Consider the following 14,433-nt stretch of genomic DNA (forward strand, 5'->3'; position numbering starts at 1 on the left):
CTTCCTCTCCCCTCCGGGGAGAGGGCGACAAGATGTTAAGGCAACGCTGAATAAGTATCGCCGTCGCCATGATGTCTGGAAGGCTCGCGGGGTGTGCCGTGCGGCGCCGGGAAGACTGGCCGTCTTGCCAAGCCGTACGGCGCAGCCTGCGGGCCTTCCAGACATCACCCAAACACTTGAAATCCCATCGGTTGGGCCGGCCCTGTCTGCCCGCATCTCGTCGGGGCGCCGACTCGACAGACAGCCAGTCTGCCGTCGCCGCCGCCCCTGTGATCTGCGCGCAGACAGGGCCGGTGGCGACGGCGATACTTATTCAGCGTTGCCTTAAATCTCCAGCGTCGCTAAATCGCCCTTTTCTTCCAGCCACGCCTTGCGATCGCTCGCACGCTTCTTGGCCAGCAGCATGTCCATCAGCTTGGTGGTGCCGTCGTCACCGTCGACCGTGAGCTGCACCAGGCGGCGCGTATCGGGGTGAATGGTCGATTCGCGCAGCTGTGGGGGGTTCATCTCACCCAGGCCCTTGAAGCGGGTGGTGCTGACCTGGCCCTTCATCTTTTCGCGCTGGACTCGTTCGAGCATCGCGTTCTTCTCGTTTTCGTCCAGGCAATAGAACACCTGCTTGCCCACGTCCACGCGAAACAACGGTGGCATGGCAACAAAAACGTGCCCCTCGCTCACCAGCTTGGGGAAGTGGCGCAGGAACAAGGCACTCAGCAAGGTGGCGATGTGCAGGCCGTCCGAGTCGGCGTCGGCGAGGATGACGACCTTGCCATAGCGCAGGCCACTGAGATCATCCTTGCCGGGATCGCAGCCGATGGCCACGGCGAGGTTGTGCACTTCTTCCGACGCCAGCACCGAGCCAGATTCGACTTCCCAGGTGTTGAGGATCTTGCCGCGCAGCGGAAGGATGGCCTGGAATTCCTTGTCGCGCGCCTGCTTGGCGCTGCCGCCGGCAGAGTCGCCTTCCACCAGGAACAGCTCGGTGCGGCTGAGGTCGGTGGCGGTGCAGTCGGCCAGCTTGCCGGGCAGTGCGGGGCCCTGGGTGATCTTCTTGCGCACCACCTGCTTGGCCGCTTTCAGGCGTGCACTGGCGCGCTCGATGGCGAGTTGTGCGATGCGTTCGCCAAGATCGACATGCTGGTTGAGCCACAGGCTGAAGGCGTCATGGATCACGCCTTCCACCATGCCGGCGGCCTGGCGCGAGGACAGTCGCTCCTTGGTCTGGCCGGCGAACTGCGGATCCTGCAGCTTGGCGGAGAGCACAAAAGAGAGGCGTTCCCACACGTCTTCCGGCGCCAACTTGACGCCGCGCGGCAACAGGTTGCGGATATCGCAGAACTCGCGAATCGCATTGGTGAGGCCCGAACGCAGGCCGTTCACATGGGTGCCGCCCTGGGCAGTGGGAATCAGGTTGACGTAGCTCTCCTGCACCAGATCGCCTTCCGGCAGCCAGGCAAGCGCCACATCGAGACCATCGGCTTCGCGTTGCACGTGGTGCACGAACAGTTCGGCCGGAATCGCCTCGGCGCCGTCGAGTTCGTCGCGCAGGTAGTCGCGCAGGCCGTCCTCGTAATACCACTCGTTGACTTCGCCGCTGGCTTCGTCGGTCAGTTTGACGCTGAGACCCGCGCACAGTACGGCCTTGGCGCGCAGCAGGTGGCGCAGTTTGGAGAGCAGGATCCTCGGCGAGTCGAAATACTTCGGGTCGGCCCAGAAGCGCACCGTGGTGCCGGTCTTCTTTTTCGGCACCGTGCCGATGATCTCGAGATCGCTGACGCGGTCGCCATGCTCGAACGCCATGCGGTATTCGTTGCCATCGCGGCGGATGGTGACTTCCACCCGGCTGGACAGCGCGTTCACTACCGACACGCCCACGCCGTGCAGTCCGCCGGAGAAGTTGTAGTTCTTGCCGGAGAACTTGCCGCCCGCGTGCAGGCGCGTAAGGATCAGTTCGACACCCGGGATGCCTTCCTCGGGGTGGATATCCACCGGCATGCCGCGGCCGTCATCGGTCACTTGGACCGAGCCGTCGCCATACAGGATCACGTCCAGCGACTTCGCATGGCCGGCGAGGGCCTCGTCCACCGAGTTGTCGATGACCTCCTGCGCCATATGGTTCGGGCGGCTGGTGTCCGTATACATGCCGGGACGGCGCTTGACCGGGTCAAGGCCAGAGAGGACTTCAATGTCGGCGGCGTTGTAGCGACTGCTCATGCGGGAGGTTTCGACGTGGTTAGACGCGAGAGAATGGGTGGCGGGGGCAGGCAGGTCAAGCGTGTCCTGCTCTATGTAGGAGCGCACCCCGTGCGCGAACAGCCTACACGGTTGCGTCGCCGCGCCAGCCTGGATCGCGCACAGGGTGCGCTCCTACACAATCAACGGGTTACAGCGGGGCGCAATGCCGCTCCAGCCAGACCAGGTCGGCTTCCTCCAGCAAGGGCGCCAAGGCCGCCCGCACCGTGGCGTGATAGTCGTCCAGCCATGCGCGTTCCTCGGGATTGAGCAGGCCCGGTTCCAAAGCACGGCGGTCGAACGGGCACAGCGTCAGCGTCTCGAAGGCATAGAACTCGCCGAACTCGGTTTTGTCCGCTTCGATCACCACGGCGAGGTTTTCGTGGCGGATACCGTACCGACCGGGCTTGTACAGGCCCGGTTCGATCGAGCTGATCATGCCCGGCTCCAGCGGTACGAGTGAGCCTCCCGCTACCGGCGGGCGAATGCCCTGAGGCCCCTCGTGCACATTGAGGAAGTAGCCCACGCCGTGGCCGGTTCCGTGGCCGTAGTCCATGCCGCTGGCCCAAAGTGGCGCGCGGGCCAGTGCGTCGAGCTGCGGGCCGCTGGCGCCCTTGGGGAAGCGGGCGCGGCTGAGTGCGATCATGCCTTTCATCACCAAGGTCGAGTCGCGGCGCTGTTCGGCGGTGGTTTCGCCCAGGGCCAGCACGCGGGTGATGTCGGTGGTGCCGCCCTGGTATTGGCCGCCGGAGTCGACCAGCAGCAAACCCTGTGCCTTGAGCGCGCTGTGTTGCTCGGGTGTGGCGCGGTAATGGGGCAGGGCGCCGTTGGCCTGGTAACCGGCGATGGTGGCGAAACTTTCACCAACAAAATCCGGCTGGGCCGAGCGCTCCTCACGCAGCAAGGTGTCGACATCCAGTTCCGTCTGCGTCATGCCCGCGGTGAGGCGCTCTTCGAGGCGGCGGAAGGCGCGCACCAGCGCCGCACCGTCACGACGCATCACATCGCGCACGTGATCGAGCTCGGGCTCGCTCTTGCGCGCCTTGAATAGCGTCGTGGGGTTGGTAGCCTCGATGGTCCTCACGGCGGAGGTCAGGGCACCCGCCACGGCGACTACGACCCGGCTGCCGTCGAACAACAGGTGGTCCTTGGGGCCAAGCTCGGTGAGGGCATCGGTCACCGTCGCATAGTCGGCAATGCGGATGCCGTCGGCGGCCAAGGCAGCGACCAGGGTGTCACTCAGCTTGCCGCGGCCTATAAAAAGAGTGGCGTGCCCTTCGGCCTGCACCAGCAGGTGGGCGAGAAACACCGGATTGCACTCGACATCGCTGCCGCGCAGGTTGGTCAGCCAGGCAATATCGTCCAGGCTCGACAGCAGGTGGTGAGTAGCTTCCAGCTTGCGCATGGCGGTGCGCAGTCGACCGAGCTTGTCGGCGCGGGACAGGATGGCGTAGCGGGGCGCATGTTCGACCACGGCGCGCTTGGGCAGGGCGGGGCGGTCGGGCCAGATCAGGCCAGGCAGGTCCAGGTCGACGCGCAGGCCGGCGCCGATGCTCTCGAGCTGGTATTCCAGATGTCGCGCGGTGCCCAGCGAGATGCTGTCCCCCGCCACCGCAAGCGTCTGACCTGTCAGCAGGTTTTGCTGCAGCCATTCCAGATGTTCCGGCGCGTGTGCGACGCGCTGCTTCATCAGCTCGATGCCGCTACCGGCCAACTCTTGCGTGGCCTGGGCGAAGTAGCGCGAATCGGTCCACAGCCCCGCATGGGTGGCAGTGACCACCAAGGTGCCGGCGGAACCGGTGAAGCCGGACAACCACTCGCGCGCCTGCCAGTGCTCGGGTAGGTATTCGGATAGATGCGGATCGGCGCTTGGGATAAGGCAGGCGGCGACCTTGTGTTGCTGCATGGCTTGCCGCAGGGCGGCCAGTTTTACGGGCGTAGTGGGGTCCATCGGCGCATGTTAGCAGCGCATCGCGGGGCGGCTGCATGGCGAGCACCCACTCCTTATCACTGCAGTCGTCCAGCCCGTGCCATGGAAGGAATTTGAGCGCGCGCTCATCGAGCACGAAACCAAGTGCTGGCTATTGCATTTGCATGTCAAGTCGCCACAGCGCGGTGCGCAAGAATTTACCCCTGCGGCATTGTGTCTCAAGCGCGAAAAAAGCGGCGTTCAAGTCGCTAGCATGCCGCCCGTCCCCACGCCGTACCCCTCTAGGTTGTCCGTGAAAATGCATGCTCTTCTCTCGCGTTTGCGCTATGCAAGCGTTGGCGCCGCCGTGTTCCTCAGCGGCTGCAACATGGAAGTTCTCAATCCCAAGGGCGATATCGGTGCCCATGAGAAGTCCCTCATCCTGATCGCGCTTGGCCTGATGGCCGTGGTGGCGATTCCGGTCATCGCGATGACGCTGTGGTTCGCCTGGCGCTATCGCGCGTCCAACAAGGATGCGACCTATGCGCCGACGTGGGCACACTCGACCAGGATCGAAGTGGTGGTGTGGACGATTCCCGCCATCATCGTGGCCATCCTCGCGGTGATCACCTGGCAGACCTCGCATACGCTCGATCCGTACAAGCCGTTGGAGTCGAGCGCCAAGCCGGTGACCATCCAGGTGGTGGCGCTGGACTGGAAGTGGCTGTTCGTCTATCCGGACTACGGCATCGCCACGGTCAACGAGATCGCGTTCCCGACCGATGTGCCGCTGAATTTCCAGCTCACCTCCGACTCGGTGATGAACGCGTTCTTCATCCCGCAGCTGGGTAGCCAGATCTACGCCATGGCCGGCATGGAGACCAAGCTGCACCTGATTGCGCGTGAGCCGGGGAGCTATGCGGGCCTCTCGACCAACTACAGCGGCGAAGGCTTCTCGGATATGCACTTCCAGGCCATTGCTACGTCGCAAGACGGATTCAAGGATTGGATCGCCAAGGCCAAGGCCACGCCGGTCGTGCTCAACGACGAGACCTATAAAGCGCTGGCCCAGAAAAGCACGAAGGCGCCGGTTGCCTACTACGGCAACGTCACGCCGGGCCTGTTCGGCAGCATCGTCAACAAATACATGGGCGGCATGTCGCACGAAGCCATGTCGATGGATATGCATCACCACGAGGATGGGGGCGCGATGCCGTCGCCCGTCATTCCGTCCAACATCAGCCCGGCAAAGGCAGAGAAGTAAGCCATGTTTGGAAAGCTCACCCTCGAGGCGGTCCCGTACCAGGAGCCGATCATCATGGGCACCCTTGCCGTCGTGTTGCTCGGCGGCCTGGCGTTGTTCGCCCTGCTCACCCGCATGCGCCAGTGGGGCTACCTGTGGTCCGAATGGTTCACCACGGTGGACCACAAGAAAATCGGCGTGATGTACATCATCGTGGCGCTACTCATGCTGCTGCGCGGTTTTGCCGACGCCATCATGATGCGCGCGCAGCAGGCCATGGCCTCGGCCGATTCGGCCGGTTATCTGCCGCCGCACCACTACGACCAGATCTTCACCGCGCACGGCGTGATCATGATCTTCTTCGTGGCCATGCCGCTGATCACCGGCCTGATGAACCTGGTGGTGCCGCTGCAGATCGGCGCGCGCGACGTCGCCTATCCGTTCCTGAACTCGCTGAGTTTCTGGCTGTTCCTGTCGGGCATGGTGCTGGTAATGGTCTCGATGTTCGTCGGCGACTTCGCGGCGACCGGCTGGCTGGCTTATCCGCCGCTGTCGGGGCTCGAATACAGTCCAACGGTCGGTGTTGACTATTACATCTGGGCGCTGCAGCTATCCGGCCTGGGCACCACGCTGAGCGGCATCAACTTCATCGTGACCATCATGAAGATGCGTGCTCCCGGCATGACCATGATGAAGATGCCGGTGTTCACCTGGACCGCGCTGATCACCAACATGCTGATCGTGGCCGCGTTCCCGGTGCTGACGGTGACCTTGGCGTTGCTGACGGCCGACCGCTACCTGGACATGCACTTCTTCACCAACACGCTTGGCGGCAACGCCATGATGTACGTGAACCTGATCTGGATCTGGGGTCACCCCGAGGTCTACATCCTGGTGCTGCCGTGCTTTGGCGCGTACTCGGAAATCGTCGCCACGTTCTCGAAGAAACCGTTGTTCGGCTACACCTCAATGGTCTACGCCACCGCGGCGATCGGCGTGCTGTCGTTCCTGGTGTGGTTGCACCACTTCTTCACCATGGGCTCGGGTGCGAACGTCAATGCCTTCTTCGGCATCATGACGATGATCATCTCGGTGCCTACCGGCGTGAAGCTGTTCAACTGGTTGTTCACCATGTATCGCGGCCGCGTCGAGATGTCGGTGCCGATGCTGTGGACGATCGGCTTCATGATCACCTTCGTGATCGGCGGCGTCACCGGCGTGCTGATGGCGGTGCCGGGCGCGGACTTCGTGCTGCACAACAGCGTCTTCCTGATCGCGCACTTCCATAACGTGATCATCGGTGGCGTGGTGTTCGGCTCCATGGCCGCGATCAACTACTGGTTCCCGAAGGCGTTCGGCTTCCGCCTCAACGAGCGCTGGGGCAAGGCTTCGTTCTGGTGCTGGCTGGTCGGCTTCTACGTGGCCTTCGTGCCGCTGTACATCCTTGGCCTCAAGGGCATGACGCGCCGCATGAACCATTACGCCAACCCCGAGTGGCAGCCCTACCTGGTCGTGGCCCTGATCGGTGCCGTGATCATCGCGATGGGCATCTTCTTCACCCTGCTGCAGTTCTACGTCAGCGTGCGTGACCGCCACAAGCTCACTGATCCCAGCGGCGACCCGTGGGGTGGCCGCACCCTGGAATGGTCGATCAGCTCGCCAGCACCTTTCTACAACTTCGCCCTGGTACCGCGGATCGCCGAGCTGGACCAGTTCTGGGAAGACAAACAAAACGGAGTCGCTTACGTGCAGCCTGCCAAGTACGAAGACATTCATATGCCCCGCAACACCGGCATCGGTGTTTACATGGGCGCGTTCGGTACGGTCCTGGGTTTTGCCCTGGTCTGGCACATCTGGTGGCTGGCGGCGGTGGGTCTGCTCGGCATGGTCGGTTCCTTCATTGCCCGCGCTTACGACCAGAACATCGATTACTGGGTGCCGGCGGCCGAGGTCGAGAAGCTTGAGCGTTCGCACCTGGCGAAGCTGCAGCAGCTCGACACCACGCAGGTCGTGCCGGTGGCGCCCTCGCGTCAGAAGGTGGCTTAACCCATGAGCAGTACTGCACTAAGCGCCACGCACGGCGCGTTCGAGGACGTCTCCCACGGCGGGGACGTCCACCATCACGACGACGGATCCAAGACCCTGCTGGGGTTCTGGATCTATCTGATGAGCGACTGCCTGATCTTCTCGGCGCTGTTCGCGACCTTCATCGTGCTGGCCAATGCCACGGCCGGCGGCCCGAGCGGCAAGGAGCTGTTCGAGCTGCCCTACGTGCTGGGCGAGACCATGCTGCTGTTGATCAGCAGCGTCACCTTCGGCATGGCCATGCTCAACATGCATGCCGGCCAGCGCAACAAGGTGATCGTCTGGCTGGCGGTGACCTTTTTGTTCGGCGCCGGCTTCATCGCCATGGAGGTGTATGAGTTCGCCCACCTGATCCATGAAGGGGCGGGCCCGAGCCGTAGCGCCTTCCTGTCGTCCTACTTCACCCTGGTCGGCACCCACGGCCTGCACGTGACCTGCGGCCTGATCTGGCTGGTGGTGATGATGGACCAGATGCGCCGCTACGGCCTCACCGACGCCACCCGTCGGCGCCTGTCGTGCCTGAGCCTGTTCTGGCACTTCCTGGATATCGTCTGGATCTGCGTGTTCACCTTCGTCTACCTGCGGGGAGCCATCTGATGGCCGGCGCTCACCATTCCCATGACGTGGCCCATCACGAGGCCGCCCACGCCGACCACGGCAGCACCAAGTCCTACCTCATCGGCTTTGCCTTGTCGGTGCTGCTGACCCTGGCTTCGTTCGGCGTCGTGATGAGTGGCCTGGTGCCGCATCACCTGATGATGCCGGGCATCGTGGTCTTCGGCGTGGCCCAGTTGCTGGTGCAGCTGGTGTGCTTCCTGCACATGGGCACGTCACCGTCCCAGCGCGGCAACCTCACCATCATGCTGTTCACCCTGCTGATCCTGGCCATCGTGGTGGTGGGCTCGTTGTGGGTGCTGCACAACATGAACGCGAACATGATGCATCCGACGTCGCAGATGATGCCGGTGGAGTAAGTAGGCACCCCTGGCCGCGCCCAGGGGGCCTGGTCCAGTTCCGGTCGACAACCCGTCATTCCAGCGGCTCTCAACAGCCGAAGGGCTGGTCAAGCTGGAATCCAGCGCCTTTCCTGGACGTTCGGGAAGGCGCTGGATTCCGGCTTTCGCCGGAATGACGACGAGGGGGATGAGGTGCCCCGGTGGCTCTCAAGTTGAACGAATTGGCCCGCAATCGTTTCAAGATCTCGCGGTAAACCCGTTCTTCCTCTAAAATGCCTATTTCCAGCACGGCTGCATCCCATGACCCCCCTGATTTTCGTCACCGGCGGTGTGGTGTCCTCGCTTGGCAAGGGCATCGCCGCGGCGTCGCTGGCTTCCATCCTGGAAGCGCGTGGCCTTTCGGTCACCATGATGAAGCTGGATCCGTACATCAACGTGGATCCCGGCACCATGAGTCCCTTCCAGCACGGCGAGGTCTATGTGACCGACGACGGCGCTGAGACCGACCTGGATCTCGGCCACTATGAGCGCTTCGTCCATACCCGCCTGACCGGCAAGAATTCCATTACCACGGGCAAGATCTACGAGTCGGTGATCCGCAAGGAGCGCCGCGGCGACTACCTGGGCGCCACCGTGCAGGTCATCCCGCACATCACCGACGAGATCAAGCACTGCATCCACGAGGCCACCCGCGGTTTCGACGTGGCCCTGGTGGAGATCGGCGGCACAGTCGGCGACATCGAGTCGCTGCCGTTCCTCGAGGCGATTCGTCAGCTGCGCATCGAGCATGGCCCGGAGAAGGTGCTGTTCATGCATCTGACCCTGGTGCCGTACATCAAGGCGGCCGGCGAGATCAAAACCAAGCCGACCCAGCATTCGGTGAAGGAGCTGCGCTCCATCGGTATCCAGCCGGACATTCTGCTGTGCCGTTGCGAACAGCCGCTGCCCGAGGGCGAGCGCCGCAAGATCGCGCTGTTCACCAACGTGCCCGAGAACGCCGTGATCAGTGCGGCCGACGTGGACGTCATCTACAAGCAGCCGCTGTACCTGCACAAGCAGGGCCTGGACGAGATCGTGGTCAAGCGCCTGGGTCTTGAGGCCGGCCCGGCCGATTTGTCCGGCTGGCAGCGCACCGTCGATGCGGTCGAGCATCCGAAGGACGAAATCACCGTTGCCATCGTCGGCAAGTACGTCGAGCACAAGGACGCCTACAAGTCCCTGGGCGAGGCGCTGCGCCACGGCGGCATCAAGCAGCTCACCCGCGTCAATCTCAACTGGGTTGATTCCGAACAGGTCGAAGCCGAGGGTGCGGCCAAGGCGCTCGGCAGCGCCGATGCGATCCTGGTCCCGGGCGGCTTCGGCAAGCGCGGTTTCGAGGGCAAGGTACTGGCGGCCCGTTACGCCCGCGAGCACGGCGTGCCGTATTTCGGCATCTGCTACGGCATGCATGCGGCGGTGGTGGATTTCGCCCGCAGCGTGGCCGGTCTTGCCGATGCCGATTCCAGCGAGAACGACCGCAATACGCCCGATCCGGTGATCGCGCTAATCACCGAATGGACCACGGCAACTGGCGAAGTCGAGCAGCGCAGTGAGCGCTCGGATCTCGGCGGCACCATGCGCCTGGGCTCGCAGGAGTGCCGCCTCAAGGCCGGCACCCTGGCGCGCGAGCTGTATGGCCAGGACGTGGTGCGCGAGCGTCATCGTCACCGTTACGAGTTCAACAACCGCTATCGCCAGACCTTCGAGGATCTGGGCCTGGTGATCTCCGGCAAGTCGATGGACGACCTGCTGGTGGAGATCGTCGAGCTGTCGCCGCAGAAGCATCCCTGGTTCCTCGGCTGCCAGGCACATCCGGAATTCACTTCGACGCCGCGCGATGGCCATCCGCTGTTTATCGGCTTCGTGCACGCCGCGCGCGAGTTCAAGGCCGTGCGCGAGGGTGATCGTTTGGCCAAGGAGTCGGTCGCATGAAGTTGTGTGGTTTCGAGGTTGGCCTGAACCAGCCGCTGTTCCTGATCGCCGGCCCCTGCGTGGTCGAGTCCGAGCAGCTACAGATCGATACCGCCGGCAAGTTGAAGGAAATCACCGGCAAGCTCGGTATCAACTTCATCTTCAAGTCGAGCTTTGACAAGGCCAATCGTTCCTCGATGGACAGCTTTCGCGGCCCCGGCATGGAAGCGGGTCTGCGTATCCTGGCCGAGGTAAAGCGCCAGCTCGGCGTTCCCCTGCTCACCGACGTGCACGAATACACGCCGATGAACGAAGTGGCTGCCGTGGTCGACGTGCTGCAAACGCCGGCCTTCCTGTGCCGCCAGACGGATTTCATCCAGCACGTGGCCCGCGCCGGCAAGCCGGTCAACATCAAGAAGGGCCAGTTCCTGGCGCCGTGGGACATGAAGCACGTGGTGGCCAAGGCCAAGGCCGTCGGCAACGACGACATTATGGTCTGCGAGCGCGGCGCCAGCTTCGGCTACAACAACCTGGTGTCGGACATGCGCTCGCTGAGCGCGATGCGCGATACCGGCTGCCCGGTGGTGTTCGATGCCACGCATTCGGTGCAGCTGCCGGGTGGGCAGGGCGCCAGTTCGGGTGGTCAGCGCGAGTTCGTGCCGGTATTGGCGCGTGCCGCCGTGGCCGTGGGTGTGGCCGGGCTGTTTGCCGAGACGCATCCCGATCCCGCCAAGGCATTGAGCGACGGCCCCAACGCCTGGCCGCTCGATAAGATGGAAGCGCTGCTGGAGACCTTGCTCGAACTGGACCAAGTCACCAAGCGCCACGGTTTCCTCGAACATACGCTCTGAGCTCCGTGGGGGAGGCGAATGAAGCGAATCCCCCTCGGATCAGGCAGGATGTTCTCCCCCGCTTCAGTCATCTCAACCAGCTACGGACCCCATGAGCACCGAAATCACCCGCATCCACGCCCGTGAAATTCTCGATTCCCGCGGCAATCCCACGCTAGAAGCCGAAGTGACCCTGGCCGGCGGCGGCTTTGGTCGCGCGGCCGTGCCGAGTGGCGCCTCCACCGGTTCACGCGAAGCGGTTGAGCTGCGCGATGGCGACAAGTCGCGTTACCTGGGCAAGGGCGTGAAGAACGCGGTCGGCAACGTCAACGGCGCCATCGCCAGCGCGCTGAAGGGCTTCGATGCGGCGAACCAGGGTGGCCTGGACGCCAAGCTGATCAATCTGGACGGAACGCCTAACAAGGGCAAGCTGGGCGCCAACGCCATCCTCGGCGTATCCATGGCCGCCGCGCACGCCGTCGCTGCGCAGCGTCGCCAGCCGCTGTGGCAGTACCTGGCCAGCATCAATGGCACCACCGGCGAGCCGGGCGCGTTGCCGCTGCCGATGATGAACATCATCAACGGCGGCGCTCACGCCGATAACAACGTCGACGTGCAGGAATTCATGGTCCTGCCGGTGGGCGCTACCAGCTTCGCCGAGGCGCTGCGTGCCGGTACGGAAATCTTCCACGCGCTGAAAAGTGTGCTGAAGGGCAAGGGCCTCAACACCGCCGTGGGCGATGAAGGCGGCTTCGCGCCGAACCTGCGCTCGAACGTCGAAGCGCTGGATACCATCCTCGAGGCGATCAACAAGACCGGCTACAAGGTCGGCAGCGACATCCTGCTCGGCCTGGACGTGGCCAGCTCGGAATTCTTCAAGGACGGCAAGTACGACCTGGAAGGCGAGGGCAAGATCTACACGCCGCCGCAGTTCGTCGACCTGCTGGCCAGCTGGTCCAGGCAGTACCCGATCGTGACCATCGAAGACGGCATGGCCGAAGGCGACTGGGACGGCTGGAAGCTGCTGACCGAAGCGATCGGCAACAAGGTGCAGCTGGTGGGCGACGATCTGTTCGTGACCAACCCGACGATCTTCAAGGAAGGCATCGACAAGCACATCGCCAACGCCATCCTGATCAAGGTCAATCAGATCGGCACGCTGACCGAGACGCTGGAAGCCATTGCCATGGCTGACGCGGCCAAGTACGCCGCGATCGTGTCGCATCGCTCGGGCGAGACGGAAGACACCACCATTGCCGATATCGCCGTGGCGACGACCGCCACCCAGATCAAGACGGGTTCGCTGAGCCGCACCGACCGTGTGGCCAAGTACAACCAGTTGCTGCGTATCGAAGAAGCACTGGGTGCCGACGCGCGTTATGCCGGTCGCCAAGCCTTCCCCAACCTGACCAACCTGCCGGGCTGACATGCTGCGCTGGGTCGCCTTGATACTTCTACTGGTGTTGATCGCTCTGCAGATGAAACTGTGGAGCGGCAGCAACGGCGGCGTGCATGAGGTGGAAACCCTGCGCGCCGCGGTGAAGAAACAAGGCGAAGACAACGACAAGCTGACCCAGCGCAATCAGGCGCTGGGAGCTGACGTGAACGACCTGAAGACCGGTGAACAGGCCGTGGAGGCGCGCGCGCGCGCCGAACTGGGCCTGATCAAGCCGGGCGAGACCTTCTATCAGGTCGTCGAGAAGCCGGGTGCCAATGCGGCACCCGCTTCAGCCGCATCCACTGGCGGGCATTGAGCATGGCGCCCGCAGAGTCGGCTCATGGCTTTTGTGTGGCCAGCGCCAGGTCTGTTTGCGCACAGGACAAGGAAGAGGGAGGGAGTGTATGTCGATACACGACCGAGTGATGACGCAGGCTTGTGGGCAAACAGACCCGGCCCGAAGGGTTGGACCCGTGTGCCAGCCAGAAACTGACGCGCGGCTTGACCTGACGGCCAGTCAGGCGCTGCGCCACGCGCCACTCTCTGGCTGGCACACGGGTTCAACGCTGGCTACACAAAAGCCATGAGCCGACTCTTCTGGTGTGTCGTGCCTGCGGCAGGGCGAGGCGCCCGCGTCGGCGGCGATATTCCCAAGCAATATCTCCCGTTGGCTGGCAAGCCGCTGATCGTGCACACGCTGGAGCGCCTGTCGGCGCATCCCTTGATCGCGGGACTGATGATCGTGCTTGGTGCCAAAGACGAGCATTGGCCCACGGTTGACCAGCTCAACGGCAAGCCGGTGCTGACTACCATCGGTGGGGCCGAGCGTTGCGATTCGGTGCTTGCCGGCCTGCGCGCGCTACTTGCCGGGGTGGCTGATGACGACTTCGTGCTGGTGCATGATGCAGCGCGGCCTTGCGTGCGCCGTGAGGACATCAGCCGCTTGATCGAGCTGGCCGTGCCGGCCGGTGGCGGACTGCTCGGCGCGCCCTTGCGCGATACGCTCAAACGCGCGAACGCCGACGGACGCAGCCAGGCTACCGAGCCACGCGACCAGCGCTGGCGTGCCTTTACGCCGCAGATCTTCCGTCGCGCTGAACTGTCCGCGGCCTTGCTTGCGGCGTCCGCGGCAGGCGTTACCGTGAGCGATGAGGCCATGGCGATGGAGCGAGCAGGCTTCGCGCCGTTGCTGGTCGAAGGTGCGGAGGACAACATCAAGGTAACCACGGCCGCCGACTTCGCGCTGGCCGAGTTTCTGCTGCCAAGAACTGTGTGAGGACCCGCGTCATGATGCGAATTGGCCAAGGCTTTGACGTGCACATCTTTGGCGAGGGTGACCATGTGATGCTCGGTGGCGTACGCGTGCCGCACGATCGCGGCCTGGTCGCCCATTCCGATGGCGATGTGGTGATACATGCGCTGTGCGATGCGATTTTTGGTGCGCTGGCCGTGGGCGATATCGGCCGGCACTTTCCACCCACGCAGGCGCAGTGGCGCAACGCGAACAGCCGGATCTTCCTGCAGCATGCGGCCAAGCTTATGCGCGAGCACGGCTATGCTCTGGGCAATGCCGATGTCACCGTGATCTGCGAGGCGCCCAAGGTAGGCCCGCACGCGCAGGCCATGCGCGAATGCGTGGCGGAAGAACTCGGTTGCGAGATCGGTCGCATCAGCATCAAGGCAACCACCACCGAAAAGCTGGGATTCACCGGGCGCGGCGAAGGTATTGCTGCACAGGCCTGCGTGTTGCTGGTCCTGGCGTGAGCTAGTTATTGCGTTGGCGTCTGGTG

The 14,433-nt window shown here is 63.6% G+C and carries 12 protein-coding genes; 10 read left to right on the plus strand and 2 right to left on the minus strand.

What is annotated here, in order from left to right; genetic code table 11:
• Window positions 1–324 precede the first annotated feature (324 nt).
• Together parE and ACT01B_RS08075 are read right to left on the minus strand one after the other, a co-directional pair.
• On the minus strand, window positions 325–2,214 hold the full coding sequence (gene parE, locus ACT01B_RS08070; RefSeq protein ID WP_445146846.1) for a DNA topoisomerase IV subunit B: 1,890 nt from the start codon (window positions 2,212–2,214) through the stop codon (window positions 325–327).
• A 169-nt stretch (window positions 2,215–2,383) separates the two neighbouring features.
• Window positions 2,384–4,183: a M24 family metallopeptidase gene (locus ACT01B_RS08075; RefSeq protein WP_445146847.1), complete on the minus strand. Its 1,800-nt coding sequence runs from the start codon at window positions 4,181–4,183 to the stop codon at window positions 2,384–2,386.
• Between the two features lie 277 nt (window positions 4,184–4,460).
• Between ACT01B_RS08075 and cyoA the strand changes: the two genes are divergently transcribed.
• From cyoA to ispF, 10 genes are all read left to right on the plus strand, one after another.
• On the plus strand, window positions 4,461–5,405 hold the full coding sequence (gene cyoA, locus ACT01B_RS08080) for a ubiquinol oxidase subunit II (protein WP_445146848.1): 945 nt from the start codon (window positions 4,461–4,463) through the stop codon (window positions 5,403–5,405).
• Between the two features lie 3 nt (window positions 5,406–5,408).
• Entirely contained in the window at window positions 5,409–7,430 is a 2,022-nt protein-coding gene (gene cyoB / locus ACT01B_RS08085) for a cytochrome o ubiquinol oxidase subunit I (RefSeq protein ID WP_445146849.1), read from the plus strand.
• 3 nt (window positions 7,431–7,433) lie between these two features.
• Window positions 7,434–8,066 carry a cytochrome o ubiquinol oxidase subunit III gene (cyoC, locus tag ACT01B_RS08090; RefSeq protein WP_445146850.1) on the plus strand — a complete coding sequence of 211 codons (633 nt, stop codon included), beginning with the start codon at window positions 7,434–7,436 and terminating at the stop codon, window positions 8,064–8,066.
• Complete coding sequence (cyoD, locus tag ACT01B_RS08095) at window positions 8,066–8,443, plus strand: cytochrome o ubiquinol oxidase subunit IV (RefSeq protein ID WP_445146851.1); 378 nt, start codon at window positions 8,066–8,068, stop codon at window positions 8,441–8,443. Before cyoC ends, cyoD begins: the two co-directional genes overlap by 1 nt.
• A 282-nt stretch (window positions 8,444–8,725) precedes the next feature.
• Window positions 8,726–10,396 carry a CTP synthase gene (locus ACT01B_RS08100; protein WP_445146852.1) on the plus strand — a complete coding sequence of 557 codons (1,671 nt, stop codon included), beginning with the start codon at window positions 8,726–8,728 and terminating at the stop codon, window positions 10,394–10,396.
• Window positions 10,393–11,226, plus strand: a complete 834-nt coding sequence (kdsA, locus tag ACT01B_RS08105; protein WP_445146853.1) for a 3-deoxy-8-phosphooctulonate synthase — start codon at window positions 10,393–10,395, stop codon at window positions 11,224–11,226. The genes ACT01B_RS08100 and kdsA overlap by 4 nt, the downstream gene beginning before the upstream one ends.
• A gap of 91 nt (window positions 11,227–11,317) precedes the next feature.
• A complete protein-coding gene (gene eno / locus ACT01B_RS08110; protein WP_445146854.1) occupies window positions 11,318–12,631 on the plus strand; it encodes a phosphopyruvate hydratase in 1,314 nt (437 codons plus the stop codon).
• A 1-nt stretch (window position 12,632) separates the two neighbouring features.
• Window positions 12,633–12,959, plus strand: a complete 327-nt coding sequence (gene ftsB, locus ACT01B_RS08115) for a cell division protein FtsB (RefSeq protein ID WP_445146855.1) — start codon at window positions 12,633–12,635, stop codon at window positions 12,957–12,959.
• Window positions 12,960–13,226: 267 nt separating this feature from the next.
• The gene (gene ispD / locus ACT01B_RS08120) at window positions 13,227–13,919 is read left to right on the plus strand and encodes a 2-C-methyl-D-erythritol 4-phosphate cytidylyltransferase (protein WP_445146856.1); all 693 of its coding nucleotides are present in this window, start codon (window positions 13,227–13,229) and stop codon (window positions 13,917–13,919) included.
• Between the two features lie 14 nt (window positions 13,920–13,933).
• A complete protein-coding gene (gene ispF / locus ACT01B_RS08125; RefSeq protein WP_445147453.1) occupies window positions 13,934–14,407 on the plus strand; it encodes a 2-C-methyl-D-erythritol 2,4-cyclodiphosphate synthase in 474 nt (157 codons plus the stop codon).
• Window positions 14,408–14,433: the final 26 nt, after the last annotated feature.

The organism is Dyella sp. Tek66A03 (assembly GCF_052567735.1).